This window comes from Sorangium sp. So ce693, assembly GCF_051521375.1.
In the GTDB taxonomy this organism is placed as follows: domain Bacteria; phylum Myxococcota_A; class Polyangia; order Polyangiales; family Polyangiaceae; genus Sorangium; species Sorangium atrum.
Genome location: NZ_CP150347.1, coordinates 865,991 through 880,557 on the forward strand (window position 1 = coordinate 865,991; position 14,567 = coordinate 880,557).

12 protein-coding genes are annotated in these 14,567 nt (G+C 72.9%); 6 read left to right on the forward strand and 6 right to left on the reverse strand.

Annotated elements, in window-relative coordinates:
• The first annotated feature begins 148 nt into the window (after positions 1-148).
• Together WMF14_RS03340 and WMF14_RS03345 are read left to right on the forward strand one after the other, a co-directional pair.
• Positions 149-2,281, forward strand: coding sequence for an ATP-binding protein (locus WMF14_RS03340; protein WP_437798727.1), 2,133 nt, complete (start codon positions 149-151; stop codon positions 2,279-2,281).
• Between the two features lie 157 nt (positions 2,282-2,438).
• Entirely contained in the window at positions 2,439-3,008 is a 570-nt protein-coding gene (locus WMF14_RS03345) for a hypothetical protein (RefSeq protein WP_437798728.1), read from the forward strand.
• On the opposite strand, the gene WMF14_RS03350 is transcribed toward WMF14_RS03345, so the two are convergent.
• From WMF14_RS03350 to WMF14_RS03370, 5 genes are all read right to left on the reverse strand, one after another.
• Positions 3,009-4,466 (reverse strand): cyclic nucleotide-binding domain-containing protein, encoded by a 1,458-nt coding sequence (locus tag WMF14_RS03350; protein WP_272097696.1) that lies wholly within the window; start codon positions 4,464-4,466, stop codon positions 3,009-3,011.
• Between the two features lie 274 nt (positions 4,467-4,740).
• Positions 4,741-5,811, reverse strand: coding sequence for a retropepsin-like aspartic protease (locus WMF14_RS03355; RefSeq protein ID WP_437798729.1), 1,071 nt, complete (start codon positions 5,809-5,811; stop codon positions 4,741-4,743).
• Between the two features lie 3 nt (positions 5,812-5,814).
• A complete protein-coding gene (locus tag WMF14_RS03360) occupies positions 5,815-6,903 on the reverse strand; it encodes a hypothetical protein (protein WP_437798730.1) in 1,089 nt (362 codons plus the stop codon).
• 74 nt (positions 6,904-6,977) lie between these two features.
• A complete protein-coding gene (locus tag WMF14_RS03365) occupies positions 6,978-7,823 on the reverse strand; it encodes a ribokinase (protein ID WP_437798731.1) in 846 nt (281 codons plus the stop codon).
• Between the two features lie 73 nt (positions 7,824-7,896).
• The gene (locus WMF14_RS03370; RefSeq protein WP_437798733.1) at positions 7,897-9,762 is read right to left on the reverse strand and encodes a vWA domain-containing protein; all 1,866 of its coding nucleotides are present in this window, start codon (positions 9,760-9,762) and stop codon (positions 7,897-7,899) included.
• A gap of 463 nt (positions 9,763-10,225) precedes the next feature.
• Between WMF14_RS03370 and WMF14_RS03375 the strand changes: the two genes are divergently transcribed.
• Together WMF14_RS03375 and WMF14_RS03380 are read left to right on the forward strand one after the other, a co-directional pair.
• Entirely contained in the window at positions 10,226-11,044 is an 819-nt protein-coding gene (locus tag WMF14_RS03375) for an SIR2 family NAD-dependent protein deacylase (RefSeq protein WP_437798734.1), read from the forward strand.
• A 115-nt stretch (positions 11,045-11,159) separates the two neighbouring features.
• Complete coding sequence (locus tag WMF14_RS03380) at positions 11,160-11,399, forward strand: DUF378 domain-containing protein (protein WP_276596878.1); 240 nt, start codon at positions 11,160-11,162, stop codon at positions 11,397-11,399.
• Between the two features lie 28 nt (positions 11,400-11,427).
• On the opposite strand, the gene WMF14_RS03385 is transcribed toward WMF14_RS03380, so the two are convergent.
• Positions 11,428-12,276: an alpha/beta fold hydrolase gene (locus tag WMF14_RS03385; RefSeq protein WP_437798736.1), complete on the reverse strand. Its 849-nt coding sequence runs from the start codon at positions 12,274-12,276 to the stop codon at positions 11,428-11,430.
• Positions 12,277-12,464: 188 nt separating this feature from the next.
• Here WMF14_RS03385 and WMF14_RS03390 point away from each other — a divergent pair, with 188 nt between their 5' ends.
• Entirely contained in the window at positions 12,465-13,334 is an 870-nt protein-coding gene (locus WMF14_RS03390; RefSeq protein WP_437798738.1) for an isocitrate lyase/PEP mutase family protein, read from the forward strand.
• 10 nt (positions 13,335-13,344) lie between these two features.
• Positions 13,345-14,520 (forward strand): acyl-CoA dehydrogenase family protein, encoded by a 1,176-nt coding sequence (locus WMF14_RS03395; RefSeq protein ID WP_437798739.1) that lies wholly within the window; start codon positions 13,345-13,347, stop codon positions 14,518-14,520.
• The last annotated feature ends 47 nt before the right edge of the window (positions 14,521-14,567 follow it).

Sequence of the window (14,567 nt, forward strand, 5' to 3'; positions counted from 1 at the left end):
GGGTTCGGAGCGGAGCTCCGAAGAAACCAGGTGCAACCAGGCGCGCCTGCGGCCGGGGCCGTAGAATGAGGAGTCCCCGGCGGGCCGCCTGCGGCATACAATGGCCGGCCATGAGCACCGCTCTGCCCCAGCGAGGAACGGGACGGCCATGAGCGCAGCTGGGAGCCGTGAGCTGGACGCGCTCCGCGCGCGCGTCGCCGAGCTGGAGCGGGAGCTCGCCCACGCGCGCGCGCCAGGTCGGATCGCCGCGCGAGGCCCGGACGCGCCGGCCCGAGACCCGGGCAGCGCGAGGGGCTCCGCGCTCGTCGAGCAGGCGCGGCGGCAGCTCGACGAGGGCGAGCAGGCGGCGCAGATGGGCAACTGGCTCTGGGAGCTCGGCCAGAGCAGCACCATCTGGTCGCGCCAGCTCTTCCGGATCCTGGGCCGCGATCCCGAGACGGATACGCCCTCGACGGAGACCTTCCTCGAGGCCGTCCACCCCGACGACCGGGAGCGGCTGCAAGCCGGCCTGCAGCTGGCGAACGAGACAGGCGAGGGATCGGGCGCGATCGCGTTCCGCGTGCGCCACCGGGATGGAACGGTGCGGGAGTGCCTGCTGAGCAGCCTGCCGCTCGTCGATGGGGCTGGGTCTCCGTCCCGCTTCTTCGGCGCGGTCGTCGACCTGACCGAGCGCCGCCGCGCCGAGCAGGAGCTCTGCCGCAGCGAGCGCATGCTGAAGGAGGCGCAGCGCATCGCCCACGTGGGCAGCTGGTCCTACGACATCGCGTCGCGGACGATCTGCTGGTCCGAGGAGCTCTACCACATCCTCGGCGTCGATCTCTCGGTGCGCCCGACGTTCGAGCTCTTCGCGGGCCTCATCCACCCCGAGGATCGCCACCGGGTCTTCGGCGGCGCGGAGACCGCGTCGCCGCTCGGCATCGCGAGCCCCGTCGAGTGCCGCGTCGTGCGCCCGTCCAGCGGAGAGCTGCGCCACGTGCAGATGGCGGCGCAGCTGGTCACGGACGACGCCGGGACGATCACGGGGCTGGTCGGCACGAGCCTCGACATCACCGAGCGCCGGCGGCTCGAGGAGCAGCTCCTGCACAGCCAGAAGCTCGAGGCGATCGGGCGCCTCGCCGGCGGGGTCGCGCACGACTTCAACAACATGCTCACCGCGATCTTCGGGCACAGGGAGCTCGCGGTGCGCAAGGTGCCGGCGGCGTCGCCCGTCGCCGAGCACCTCACGCAGATCGGCACCGCCGCCGAGCGGGCCGCGGCGCTCACGCGGCAGCTGCTCGCCTTCGCGCGCAAGCAGCTGATCCAGCCGAGCGTGGTCGACCCGAACGCGCTGATCTTCGGGGTCGAGCCGCTCCTCCGCCCGCTCGTCGGCGAGGACGTGGAGCTCGTCGTGCTGCCGGGGAGCCAGATCTGGCCCATCCACATCGATCGGGGGCAGTTCGAGCAGCTGCTCATGAACCTGGCCGTGAACGCGCGCGACGCGATGCCCGGCGGGGGCCGCCTGGTGATCGAGACGGCGAACAGGGCGCTCGGCGCGGGCGACGGGGGGTGGGGGCCAGAGATCGAGCCCGGCGACTACGTGGAGCTCACGGTCACGGACACCGGGCAGGGCATCGACGACGCCGTCCATCAGTACGTGTTCGAGCCGTTCTTCACGACCAAGGAGCCGGGCAAGGGGTCGGGCCTCGGGCTCGCGACGTGCCACGGCATCGTGAAGCAGCACGGCGGCCACATCTGGTTCGCCAGCGCCCCCGGCCAGGGCACGCGCTTCACGATCTGCTTCCCGCGCGTGCGCGGCGTGCCCTGCGAGCAGCCTGTGAGGGCGACCGCGGCGGCCGTCGGCGGCGTGGAGACCGTGCTCGTCGTGGAGGACGAGGCGCAGGTGCGCGAGCTCTGCGTCGCCGCGCTGCGCGCCTTCGGCTACTCGGTCCTCGCGGCGCGGAGCGGCAAGGAGGCGATCGCGCTCGCGACCGCCTATCCCGGCCCCATCCACCTGCTCGTGAGCGACGTGGTCCTGCCGGACGCGCGCGGCCCCGCGCTCTCGGCGATGCTCGCCCGCGCGCGCGCCCCGCTGCCCGTCCTCTACGCCTCGGGCTACACGGAGGACGCCCTCCTCCCGGGCGATCTGCTCGACGGGGTCGCTCACTTCCTCGCCAAGCCGTACACGCCGACGCAGCTCGCGAAGGCGGTGCGCGCCGTGCTCGACGCGTCCGCGCAGGCGCGACGGGCAAAGGGCTCCGGCGACGCCCCGCCGCCGGCTCCGACCGCCGAGCGCCTGCAGTGAGCGCGCTCGTGCGTCGCGGGAGGCGGGCTCACGCCGCCGGAACGAGCGGTCGTCCACGTGTGCGGGCGCGTGTGCGCGCGCGTGCGCTGCGGTCCGCGGCGCGCCACGCTGGCCCCCACCGGCCGGGTGCATCTATCCTGGACGGGCGGCTTTGGCGATGAAGATCCGGGGGTCGGCGCTCATGCATACGAGGACCTACCTGCAGACGCGGTGGGGGAGCCAGGCCATGTCCGCCCTCGACGCCAAGCTGCCCGCCGCCGCGCGGGCGGTCTTCGCGGCGCCCGATCTCGCGGCGCACGGCTGGTATCCCATCTCGGTCTGGAACGCGATCGCGGACGAGATCTCGCGGTGGCCCAACCGGTCCGGCGTCATCCGCGATCTCGCGGCCTACGTGGCCGAGCAGGACCTGACGCTCGCGCACAAGGTGCTGCTCAAGCTCGGCACGCCCGCGCTCGTCATGCGGCAGGCCGGCGTGATGTGGGGCATGTACTTCAACGGCGGCCGGCTCGCGCCTCTCGCCGAGGGAGAGCGGTTCTTCCGGCTGATACTTTACCTGGGGGTCGACCCGCAGTCCGACCCGGGGCGCCAGATCTGCAGAGACGCGGTGCCGGCGTGGCAGGAGAACGCGCTCCGGCTCTCGGGCGCGCGAGGCGGGCAGAGCCTCCACACGAAGTGCCGTTTCGAGGGACACCCCACCTGCGAGTACGAAGTGCGCTGGCTTCGGTAGTCACCACTTGGTGCAGAAGGCGAACAGGTTCACCTGCGCCTCTTCCGCGACCACCTCGACGGGGGTGCTCCCGAACTTCGACCGGGCGAACAGCGTCCTGAGATCCTCGGTGCTGCGGTGGATCAGCTCCCACTCGAGGACGTGGTCCATGAACGCCTTGCTCGGGTTGTTCACCCCGAAATTGCCCACGACCGCGACGCCCCCAGGGAGGAGCTTGTCGTGCATGCAATTGAGGAGGGCCACGACCAGATCGTCGCGCAGATAATCCGTGAGCCCGATGCTGTAGATCATGTGCTGGGGCTTGAGCACCGTCCTGCCGCGGCCGTGGGCCAGCCGCACCACGTTGTCCTGCGCGAAGCTGAAGCGGTCCATGACGCCGAGCTGATCGGCGATGCCGGCCGCGTAGGCGAGGGCCTGGTTGTCGATATCGATGCACGTCGCCTTGATGTCGGGCGGCTCGCCCCCTTCAGCGTAGAGGTCGAACAGCTCCCGGGCGGGGCCGCTCGCGAGGCTGGTGATGTGGACAGGGCCGGACACATGCGCGCCGCAGGCCTCCCGGATCGCGCGGCTCAGCACGCCTCTCCTGTTCTTGACGGCGCGGCAGGCGTCGATGGCGAGCCCCCACTGGTCGATGAAGCGGCCGAGGCGGCCGTCGCCCGCGGGCTCGTCGTTGTACATCATCTCGATGGTGTAGAAGTCGCCCGCGTAGCCGCGCGGCTTCGTGTAGCACCGGTCGACGGTGCGGCTCAGCATGAAGAGCGAGAAGGTCTCGCGGAAGACATAGGCGCCGATGCCCTTCTCGAGGTGGCGCTCGCGCTCGATGTGCTCGCGCAGCGCGGACACGATGGTCTGGCACGCGGCGCTCACCTTCTCCTGGATCTCCGCCTCGGGCTGCTTTGCCTCCTTCACCATCCTGTCGGCGATCATCATCTCGAACTTGAACTGTTCGACCGTGTCGATGAGCTTCGGAGGGATGTTGTTGGTGCCGGCCTGGCCCGTCCTCGCCGCGTGAAAGCGGTTGACCTGCGGCACGTCCTCGACGAGGAGCGGCGGGAGCATCGCGGTGTTCTCGCGGAGGCGCTGGGCGAGCATGATCGCGAGCGACTGGTAGAAGCGCGCCGCGAGGCCGGGGACGGAGGCGAGGAGCGAGTGCACATACGGGCCCTCGATGACGTCGAGAGTGCACTCCTCACGGGCGACGACGGAGGCGCTCGCGGCGGCGCTCTCGAGGAACGACATCTCGCCGAAGATGGCGCCGGGGCCGAGCTGGCGGAGCGCCACGCCGCGCCCGAGGTGGGCGACCTCGACCCCGACCAGGCCGCTGCGCACGATGAAGATGCCCTGCCTTCGCGAGCCCTCCTCGAGGATCTGCTCGCCCGGTCGGTAGGTGACGCAGCTCGACTTCTCCAGCAGAAGCCGCTCGTCGTCCTGGGTCAAGAACTCGAAACCTGTCGTCATGATGCCTCCCGACCGCCGTGGGCGCCCCGGCCTCGCGGAGGAACGGATCTCTCCCCCCCGCCGCGGCGACAGAGGCGTCCACGCGTGCGCCCCTTCTACCACGACGCATCGCGCCTCCGCTGAGGCATGGCGGTCTGCACGCTGGCTCGGCGCCGATCGCGCCGCGGCTGCCGCAGTTGCCGCGGGGCGCCTCGTCGATCACGCGCCGCGCTCGCGCCTCGTCGATCACGCGCCGCGTTCGCGCCGAACGCACGTCGCGCGGTCCTTCACCGGGTCACCGCGGGGCGCAGGCCGCGACGCCGCCGTCCTCGGCGAGCACCAGCACACAGGTGCGGAGCACATCCATGCCGGCAAATCCGTCCGACGGACAGGTCGCCTGCCGCTCGCCGGGCAGAAGATCGATATCCGCGGCGGCGTCGAACCCCGCCATCCGGAGGCGAGCGCCCGAAAGGACGGGAACAGTGTGCCTGCCTGAGGCGGCGTAGGCGCTCCTGTCGCCGGTCGCCCGGCGCGACAGCCGCTTCCCCGCGGGGGAGACGGCGAAGAGCGAGCTCTGCGACGCCCCCGAGTCGATCTTCAGCGTGACGTCGATCCCCTCGACGCTCGCCCTTGCGGTGAGCCCGCTGCCCTGGTTCGGGCCGCCGCAGCGGGCGAGCTCCACGATGGCGGCCTCGCCGAACCGCGCCCGGAGCGTGCGTGCGGCCTCGTCGCGCGGAGCTTCGGTCATCTGGCCCTCGCGCAGGTCGAGCACGACGGCGCGGCCCGGCCCCGCCAGCTCCTGAGGCGCGAGGATGCCGCCGATGCCGATGCGCTGCAGGACGTCGGGCATGCGGACGACGAGCAGCGCGGAGACCTCGACCCGGCCCCACCCGGAGAGCGCGAGGCTCGCGCCCTCGAGGCGGGACACCGCGAGGGGCCTGCCCGCGTGGTCGACGGCGACGTCGCCCGCGGTCGAGAGGGGCAGCGCGAGCTCGTCGGCGAGCCAGCGGGCGAGGACGTGGTGGGAGGCGCCGGTGTCGACGATCAGCACGGTCGGCTGGCCCGCCACGACGGCGTCGATGAGCGGCGAGGGGAACGCGCGATCGTCGAGGTGGTACTGGAGGCTGGCCCGGCGCTCGGGGCCCGCCGCCGGCGCCGCCGGGCCCGCGCCCGCGCCTGTCGGCGCGGGGCCCACGGGCGACGACGCGCCGCCAGCGCCGGCGCCGGGCGACGCCGCGCTGCGCGGCGAGGCCGGCGCGGCGCGGACCGCGGCGGGCTCGGCGCAGCCGGCCACCGCGAGCGCGCCGGCCGCGGCGGCGGCCGAGAGCGCGGCGAGGAGCTGCCTGCGAGCGCGCGGCACGAGCATCCGCTACTCGACGCAGCAGAGCGTCGACTGCCCCGTGGGATCCAGCGAGCCGCTGAGGTTCGTGCGCGCGGTGCAGGTGGAGCTGGTCGGCGTGCCGACGAGGTGAGCCGGGGGCGAGTAGGCGTACCCGCAGTACCGCCCGCCCTGCTGGATCCGGGCGTGATCGAAGCAGGAGTAGTCGTTGCCGAGCTCGACGTGCACGTAGTTGCAGTCGCCGCCGCTCGCGGTGCACGCGCACGACGAGCACGTCCGGGTGTCGTTGTACCCCCGGAACCAGTCGCTCTCGCGCCGCGCATAGCCGCTGCAGGTGGCGCTGCCGGACACGAGCGCGCATTGCGTCGCCGGCGAGGCCTGCCTCGGGACGCAGGCCTCGCCGGCGCCGCAGCCCAGGCCGGCGCTCGCGTGGCAGAACTTCCTGGACTCGGTCCACGTCGCCGGCGCGGGGATCGCCGTGCCGGTCGCGGTGCAGCTCTGGATCACGTCGAAGAGGCCCGCGCGCACGCCGCCCCAGTCGACGAACCCGTTGTTGATCGGCTTCGCGTCGCACGTGAACCCGACCCGCTTCGCGAGCGTGCCGCGCGTCCCGCCCTCGTCGGCCTCGCACTGCGACTCGTCGGCGTAGAGGTAGAGATCCGCCGCGCAGTCGGTGGGGTTCGGCGTGCAGCCGCAGCCCTCGCAGCCGCTGCCGGAGAGGCCGCGGAAGAGGAGCGTCTCCTTCGCGGTGAACCCGTCAGGGCACGGCTCGGCCGCGTCCACGACGACGCCGAGCTCGAAATTCGTGGGCGCCGTCAGGCAGACCGCGCCCTCCGCGCAGTCCGAGTCCGCGCAGTCGACGGCGTCGTCGCAGTCGTCGTCGAAGCCATTGAAGCAATCCTCGACCTGCGTGCAGCCGGTCGTCGCGCTCGTGCCGGCGCTCGCGCTGGAATGTTCGGTCGTCCCGGATCCATCACCGCCGCCCGACCCGCCCGCGCCCGCGAAGTTGCGCTCCTGGACGCTGCAGGCCGAGAGGCTGACGAGCGCTGCTATCGCAGGCCCGCGAAAGTTCGTCATGCCGCCAGGATAGCCGCCCTTGCAGGCGAGGTGCAGCGTCATGTCCCGGAGGCGCGGCGCTCACCGCGAGGGGGCGTGATGGGCGAGGTGCCCTGGGATGCCGGGAGGAGAGGCCGTCACGGAGCCGTGGAGCGCTGGAGGCGGCGCTCCACCTCGGCGCGTGTCGGATACGATGTCTGACACCCCTCGCGCTCGACCGAGATGCCCGCCGCCGCGATCGCGAACCGGAGTGTGGCCTCGATCGCCATCCCGGAGGCGAGCCCGCCGGCGAGCACGCCCGTGAGGGCGTCCCCGGCGCCCGTCGTGTCGACAGCGCGGGCCGGCAGGGCGGGGAGCTCCTCGCCCGACGGCAGCAGCACCGCGCCGCGCGCGCCGCGCGTGAGCACCACGCGCTCCGGCAGGTGACCGCGCAGCGCCTCGTGCTCGATCTCGTTGACCACGGCGAGATCGAACCGGCCGACGAGCTCGGGATCGATGGCGTTGACGGGCGACGGATTGCAGATCGACAGCGCGCCGTCGGCCCGCGCCGCCGCCAGCACGCCGTCGATCGCCGCGGCCGGGATCTCGCCCTGGCAGAGCCAGACCGAGGCCCCGCACGGCGAGGGCGGCGTGACGAGCGCGTTGGCGCCGGGGATCGCGAGGATCTGGTTCTCTCCGGCCTCGTCGACGCAGATCAGGGCCACGCCCGTCGTCGCGCCGCGGTGGACCGCCACGGCGGAGAGCTCCACCCCGTCGGCGGCGAGCGCGGCCGCGCAGAGCTCGCCGTGGGCGTCGTCGCCGCGCGCGCCCGCGAGCCGCACGCGCGCGCCGGAGCGCGCCGCCGCGACCGCCTGGTTCGCGCCCTTGCCGCCCGGCGCGACGAGGAATCCGCGGCCCAGCACCGACTCGCCGGGGCGCGGCAGCCGCGGGCCGTAGCCGATGAGATCGGCGGTGATCGAGCCGCAGATCGCGAGCAGTCCCATCACCGCCGCATACCACGAACGCGGCGGCGCCGGCCGGGTCCCCGAGCGCACGGCGCCGCCCACGGCGCGCGCGTCAGTCGGCGTTCACGGCCACGGCGTTGGTCTTGCCGCTGGCGAGCGCGCCGGCGCGGCGGATGATGCCGATGAACTCCTGCTGATCGCCCTTGCTGGACGCGGCGACCCTCGCGATCTTCTCGATGTCGGCGAGCCTCCAGGAGCGCGCGTGCGGGCTGTGGCGCAGGACCTCCGCGAACCCTGCCACCGCGGACGCGAAGCGGAAGTCGGCCGGCGCCGCGTCGAAGGTGGGGGCGATGGCGCCCGGGGCCATCTTGACCAGGGTCTCCTCGGCCGTGTTCGAGCCGAGCGGCGCCTTGTGGCGGAGGCGCACGACGACCGGCGCCGCGCCCTCGCCCTTCAGCGCGGGGGCCTTGAGCTCGACGTCGTAGATGGCCGTCACGCTGTGCCCGGCGCCGATCTCGCCGGCGTCCACCTTGTCGTTCCGGAAATCCCTGTCGGCCACGTCGCGGTTCTCGTAGCCGATGAGCCGGTAGCTCTTGACGAAGCTCGGGTCGAACTCGACCTGGATCTTCACGTCGCGGGCGATGACCTGGAGCATCCCGCCGACCTGCTCCGAGAAGACCCGCCGCGCCTGCGCCTCGCTGTCGATATAGGCGTAGTTCCCGTCGCCCTGGTTGGCGAGCTGCTCCATCATGAGATCCTTGTAGTTGCCCTGGCCGAAGCCGATGGTGGACAGCGTGATCCCCTTGTCCCTCGCGCGCTTGATGGTCTTCAGGATCTCGTCGTGGGAGGTCGGGCCGACGTTCGCGTCTCCGTCGGAGAGCACGATGACGCGGTTGACGTGCCCCTTCACGAGCGTCCGCTCGGCGAGGCTGTAAGCGAGATCGATGCCGCTCGACATGGCGGTGGAGCCGCCCGCGGTGAGGTCGTCGAGGGCCGCCAGGATCTTCCCCTTGCTCTCGATGCCGGTCGGCGCGAGCACCTCTCGCACGCTGCCCGCATAGGTGCAGAGCGCCACGGTGTCCCCCGGCTTGAGGGTGTCGGTGAGCATCTTCAGGCTCTTCTTCGCGAGCTCGATCTTGTCCGGCGACTGCATCGAGCCGCTGGTGTCGACGAGGTACACGAGGTGCACCGGGGTCCGCTCCTTGGCCGTCACGCGCTTGCCCTGGACCGCCACGCGCACGAGGTGGTGGCCCGCCGTGAACGGCGAGGGCGCGGCCGCGAGGTGCACGGCGAACGGGCCTGTCGCGGGCGAGGCATAGCCGTAATCGAAGTAGTTGAGGAACTCCTCGGCGCGCACGGCCTGATACGGGGGCAGCGCGCCATCCATGATCTTGCGGCGCGCGATGGCGTAAGAGGCCGTGTCCACGTCGATCGCGAACGTCGAGAGGCGGTCCTTCGCGGGGTCCTCGACCGGGTTGACGCCGTAGTCCCGGTACGTCTCGCTGCCCTGGGGTTCGGGCGCCGTGACGGCCACGGACGGGGGCGGGGGCGCGGGGCGCGCCACGGCCGTCGCCGCCGGGGTGGGCGCCTTCTTGGGCGCGGGCGCGCCGCCCGTCACCTGGATGCGCGCGTCCGCCCCGGGCGCGGCGCCCGCCTTGGTCGCCCGCGACTGCGCCGGCATGGGCGAGGCCGGCGAGGGCGCCACAGGGGCGGCCGCCACGGGCAGGGCCGGCGGCGGCGCGGGCTCCGCGGGCGCGGCGCCAGGATAGGCCGCCTCGGCTTCCTCGCGCTTGGCGGTGGACGCGCGGCCCTCGTCTTGCGACGCGTCGAACTCCGGCTGCATGGCCCGCCCGGCGGCGGCCTCGGTCGGCGCGGCCGACGCGGTCGCCGCCGTGGGGGAAGGCGTGGATCCACCGCAGCCGATGAGCAGCGCGGTGACGAGGGCGGGGGCGACGAGATCGAGGGGCCGGGTGCGCATGAGGTGTCCTCCTTGAAGGGGATCGCGAGGGCGGATCCCTGCTGTACGTTCTCGTGGGTCGGCCATCGCCGATCGCCACACAGGTCCATGTGGGGGCCGCACGCGCGGCTGCCCCACAGCGCGTTTTCCACGGGCGAGACGGACCCCTCGCCGCTTTCGCTGCGCGAACGCCGCGTGTCGCCGGTCGTCCGGCGAGCCGACGAAGGGGCTCTCGCGGCCGGGGCCCGCCACGGCGGGGCTCGGCGCGTCCGAGTGCCAGGGAAACGTCGTCGTCTCGGCCGGCTTACACCCGAAATCGACGGGAGCTCGGGTCGGGTCCTCCACCCTCAGAATCAGAGGGGGAGAGCGGGCGCGTGGCGTGGCGCCGCACGCTAGATTGAGCAAGATCGCGGGGAGGCGGGGCGGCGACGGCCGTCCTCCTTCCTTCCCGCTTCCCTCTCGATCTCTCCTCAGGAGGTGCGTGATGAGCGAAACTAGCCGTGAGCGCTTCCAGTCCACCCTGTGCCGCGCCAGGAAGATCGCCGTCCTGACGGGCGCAGGCGTCTCGGCGGAGTCGGGCATCCCCACGTTCCGCGGCGCTGGGGGGCTGTGGCGGCGTTACGAGGCGACGAGCCTCGCCTCGCCCGAGGCGTGGCAGCGCGATCCGGGCCTCGTCTGGGAGTTCTACAACCACCGCCGGGAGCGCGCCCTCGGCTGCGCCCCGAACCCGGGTCATCACGCGCTGGCGCAGCTGGAGGCGCGGTGGCGGGAGGCCGGCAGGGTCTTCACCCTGATCACCCAGAACATCGACGGCCTGCACGAGCAGGCGGGCTCCCGGAGCCCGGTGCGCCTCCACGGCTCGCTGTGGCAGGTGCGCTGTCTCTCGTGCGGGAGCGTGACCGAGAACCGCGACGTGCCCATCACGCCTGCCTTCGCGGGCAGCGGCTCCCCCGATCCAGAGGCCCCCGCCCGCCGCTTCACGGCGGCGGAGCTGCCGCGCTGCCGCTGCGGCGGCGTCCTTCGCCCGCACGTGGTCTGGTTCGGCGAGGCCCTCCAGGAGAGCGATCTCGCCGCGGCGGCCGCCGGCGTCGAGGGCTGCGATCTCCTGCTCGTCGTCGGTACGTCGGCCGTTGTGTATCCCGCGGCCGGTTTCGTCCCCATGGCCAAGCGCCACGGCGCCCTCATCGCCGAGGTCAACGTCGAGCCGAGCGCGATCTCCGGCCTCTGCGATGTCGTGTTCACCGGCGGCTCCGGCGCGATCCTGCCCTCCCTGCTCGACGTCACGCCGGGCCGAGCGCCGTGAGCGCCGCGGCCTGACGGGCGCGGCGAGCCGGCGGCGTCAGCGCGGCGCGCGGTCACGTCGCAGCGGGCGCGCGGTGCACGCACCGCGCGGCGCGGCGCGTGCTTCTGCCCGGGTCATGGAGCAGGTCAACCGTGGGATCTCGGGGCTAACGTGGGTGGCGATCGCGCTCGTCGTGATCGGCGCCGTCAACTGGGGGTTCGTTGGGCTGTTCGAGTTCGATGTGGTCGCCGGGCTGTTCGGCAGGCTCAGCGCGCTCAGCCGCATCATCTACGTGCTCGTCGGGCTCGCTGGGCTCTACCTGCTCTACGCTGCGGTCCAGCTCGGAAAGCGCGAACGGGTCACCACGATGCCCTGAGGGCGACGCGCCTGCGCGCCTCGGGCGCTCATGCTCCCGGGCTGGCCTGGCCGCCGAAGCCGCGCGGACGGGCGGCGGCCGCGCGCGCCTCGATGAACCGCGACACCGCGTCGACGAACGCCTCGGGGTTCTCCACCTGCGGCATGTGCCCTGTCGCCGGGATGAAGGTGAGCTGCGACCCCGGCAGCGAAGCGTGAAGCTTCTTCGCGTCGTCCGCGCTGTTGCCGAGGAGCTGGTCCGCCTCGCCCCAGACGAGGAGGGGACTCAGGCTGAGCGGGGCCCTGAGACCTCCCTGGATGGCGACGTCGAGCACCGCCTCCAGCGGAGGTGGATTGGCGCTCTCCAGGACGTCCCGCAGGGCAGCCGGGGCGCGGCCGGGATCGGCGTAGGCGCGGCCCAGGACCCCCGGGCTGTAGGTCTGCTTCCGCATCAACGCGCGCAGCATCCGGCGGGGCAGCGGCCGCGCTCCGAGCCAGCCGACGAAGCGCGGCAGCGGGGGGATGGGAACGCCGTTGACGAACACGAGCCCTCGGCAGCGGGACGCGAACAGCGTAGCGAAGCTCGATACGACCGATACGCCGAAGGAGTTGCCGACGCACCACGCGCTCGAGACACCGAGCTCGTCCAGGAGCCGATCGAGCCAGCGCGCATAGGCGTCCAGGGAGCCGAGCCCCGGGGTGTCCGTGCGCCCGACGCCGGGCAGATCGGGCGCGATCACCTGGAAGCGCTCCGAGAATCGCTCCCAGACAGGCCCCCAGTGCATCGGCGCCCCACCCCAGGCGCCGTGCACCAGCAGCAGCGGCTCGCCCTGCCCGCCCACGTGGACGCTGGCAGGGCGGCCGTCGATCGCGATCTCCTTCAACGAAACCGTGCTCATGCCCCTCTCCTGTGCGGCATCATCGCGGGCCCATCCTGCCCCCGGGCGCCGGGGGCCCGCAACAGGAACGCACGCCGGCGCGCGCCCCCGTCCATCCCTCTTGCTCGCGCGGCCGCGCGGCGGCGCGCGGCGCCTCTCGGGCCTTCGCGCTTGCCTCACGGGCAGCCGATTGCGGTATCGTCCCCGCCGTGTCCCCCGCTCAGAAGCTCCGCGATCTGCTCGCCTCGCCCGGCCTCCTCGTCATGCCTTGCTGCTTCGACGCGCTGTCGGCGCGGCTGATCGAGCAGGCCGGCTTCTCCCTCTCGTTCATGAGCGGCTTCGCGGTCTCCGCCGCGCGCCTCGGCGCGCCCGACACGGGGCTCATCTCGTATGGTGAGATGGTCGATCAGGCGCGGGCGATCTGCGGCGCCGTGTCGATTCCGGTGCTCGGCGACGGCGACACGGGTTACGGCAATGCGATGAACGTGAAGCGCACGGTGCGCGGTTATGCGCAGGCCGGGCTGGCCTGCGTCATGATCGAGGACCAGGTCGCTCCGAAGCGCTGCGGCCACACGCGCGGCAAGCAGGTCGTGCCCCGCGACGAGGCGTTCACCCGCGTCCAGGCCGCCGTGGACGCGCGCGACGAGGGCGCCGGCGTGCTCATCATGGCCCGCACCGACGCCCGCCAGACGCACGGGTTCGATGAGGCGCTCACCCGCGCGCGGGCGTTCGCCGACCTCGGGGCAGACATCGTGTTCCTGGAGGCGCCCGAGAGCGTGGAGGAGATGCGAACGTTCTGCCGTGAGGTGCGCGCGCCGACCATGGCCAACATGGTGGATCACGGCAGGACGCCGGTGCTGCCGCCGGCCGATCTCGAGGCGATCGGCTACAAGATCGCGGCCTATCCGCTCACCCTGCTCTCGGTCGCCGCCGCCGCCATGCGAGAGGCGCTCGGGGCCCTGCGCGCCGGCCGGCACCCCGATCCGCGGATGAGCTTCACGGCGCTCCAGGAGATCGTGGGGTTCCCCGAGTACTACGTTGAAGAGGAGCGCTATGCGCAGCCGCCAAGGAAGGGGTGAGTCGAGCACCATGGCCACGATGTCCTCCGCCGCGCCCGCGTCGCTCCTCGACGCCGCGCGCAGCCTCGTTCCGCTCGTTCAGGAGCACGCCCAGCGGGGAGAGCGCGAGCGCCGCCTGCCCGATCCGGTCGCGAGGGCGCTCCGGGAGTCGGGCATCTTCCGCATGTGTCGCCCGCGCGCGCTGGGCGGGCTCGAGGCCGATCCCCTCACGGCGCTGCAGGTCATCGAGGAGCTCTCGCGCGCCGACGGCGCGGCAGGGTGGTGCGCCATGATCTGCGGCACGACCGGCGCGTTCGAGGCGTACATCCCGGCGGAGGGGGGCAAAGAGATGCATGCGATCCCGGACGCCGTGACCGCCGGCGTCTTTGCGCCGAGCGGGCGCGCCGTCGAGGTCGAGGGAGGCTATCGGGTCGCCGGGAGGTGGGCGATGGCGAGCGCCTGCCATCATTGCGACTGGCTGGGCGGCACCGCGGTGGTCTACGACGGATCAGCCCCACGCATGCGGCCCGGGGGCGTCCCCGAGGCCGTCGTGCCGATGTTCCGCGCCTCGGAGTGCGAGATCCTGGATACGTGGAGCGCCTCCGGCCTTGCCGGCACCGGGAGCCACGATTTCGCGGTCGTGGACGTCTTCGTGCCGAGCAGCCGGTGCATCCGACTCCCCATGACGGCGCCGACCCATCCAGGGCCTCTCTTCGTGTTCCCTCTCTTCGGCTTCCTGGCGAGCGCTGTCGCGGCGACCGCGCTCGGGATGGCGCGCGCGGCCGTCGATGAGCTGACCCGGCTCGCGGCGACCAAGCGGCCGAGCGGCATGACGACGTCGCTCGCGACGCGGCCCTCGACGGCGCTCGCCGTGGCCGAGGCCGAGGCCACGCTGGGCGCGGCCAGGGCCTATCTCCTCGAGGCCGTCGGCGCCGTCTGGGACGCCGCGGTCTCTGGCAGGTCGATCTCGCTGCGGGAGCGGGCGCGCGTCCGGCTCGCCGCGACGAACGCCGCCCTCGGCGCGGCGCGCGCCGTCGATCTGGCCTTCACGACGGGCGGCGCCACGGCGCTCTACGCGGAGAGCCCTCTTCAACGCAGCTTCCGCGACGTTCACGCCGTCACGCAGCACGCCCTCGTCGCCCCGCACACGCGCGAGGTCCAGGGCCGTGTGCTCCTCGGGCTGGACACCGAGCTGCCAATGTTCTGAGGGGTCGTCCGCGCGAAGAGACGCAGATACGAGAGGGCAGGGCGGGC